Source organism: Streptomyces antioxidans (assembly GCF_000968685.2).
GTDB classification, from domain to species: Bacteria; Actinomycetota; Actinomycetes; order Streptomycetales; family Streptomycetaceae; genus Streptomyces; species Streptomyces antioxidans.
On sequence record NZ_LAKD02000244.1, the window covers coordinates 1 to 1,218 of the forward strand.

The following is a 1,218-nucleotide window of genomic DNA, read 5'->3' on the forward strand; positions in this document are numbered from 1 at the left end:
CGACACGGTGCCGTGGGTGGTGTCAGGGCGTACTGAGGGCGCGTTGCGTGCCCAGGCGGAGCGGCTGCGGGCGTATGTGGCGGGGCGGCCGGAGCTGGATCCGGTGGATGTGGGCTATTCGCTGGCTCTGTCCCGGTCCGTCTTCGGCCACCGCGCGGCGGTCGTCGGTGGCGACCGTGAGGAGCTGGTGGCCGGTCTTGAGCAGCTTGCCGCGGGCGTGGTCCCGGGCGCGGTGGCGGGCGGCGGTGGGACGGCGTTCCTGTTCACCGGTCAGGGTGCGCAACGGCTGGGCATGGGGCGGGAGTTGTATGCCGCGTTCCCGGTGTTCGCGGCGGTGTTCGATGAGGTGTGCGTGGAGCTGGACCGGCATTTGGGCGGTTCGGTGCGGGATGTGGTGTTCGGTGCGGATGCGGGGGCGTTGGATCGGACGGTGTTCACTCAGACGGGGTTGTTCGCGTTGGAGGTGGCGCTGTTCCGGTTGGTGGAGTCCTGGGGTGTGGTGGCGGACTTCCTGGTGGGGCATTCGGTGGGGGAGTTGGCGGCGGCGCATGTGGCGGGGGTGTTCTCGCTTGCGGACGCCGCCGTTCTCGTTGCGGCGCGTGGTCGGTTGATGCAGGCGCTGCCCGGGGGTGGTGCGATGGTGTCGCTGATGGCTCCGGAGGCGGATGTGGTGCCGCTTCTGGCGGGTTTTGAGGACCGGGTGAGTGTGGCTGCGGTCAATGGCCCGTTGGCGACCGTGGTTTCCGGTGAGGAGTCGGCGGTGTTGGCGGTTGTGGAGGCGGTGGGGGTTAAGAGCAGGCGGCTGGGTGTTTCGCATGCGTTTCATTCGCCGTTGGTGGAGGGGATGCTGGGCGAGTTCGCCGAGGTGGCGGGCCGGATCGGCTACGCCGCGCCCCGCATCGCCCTCGTTTCCAACGTCACGGGTGGGTTGGCGGGTGAGGAGGTGTGTTCGCCGGAGTACTGGGTGCGTCATGTGCGTCAGGCGGTGCGTTTTGGGGATGGGGTGCGGTTCCTCGAGGTTCAGGGTGTCACTCGCTTTGTGGAGCTGGGTCCGGCTGGTGTGCTGGCCGCTATGGGCCGTGAGTGTGTCTCCGGCCCGGCGGCGTTCATCCCCCTGCTGCGCAAGGACCGTGAGGAGACGGGGGCGCTGTTGTCCGGTGTCGCGCAGGTGCATGCTCATGGTGGCGAGGTGGACTGGGAGGCGGTGTTCGGCGGGCG

At 69.1% G+C, this 1,218-nt stretch carries 1 protein-coding gene; it reads left to right on the forward strand.

Translation table 11 applies throughout. The features are described from left to right. On the forward strand, positions 1–1,218 hold a 1,218-nt coding region (locus VT50_RS37960), incomplete at both ends, for an acyltransferase domain-containing protein (protein ID WP_046090527.1).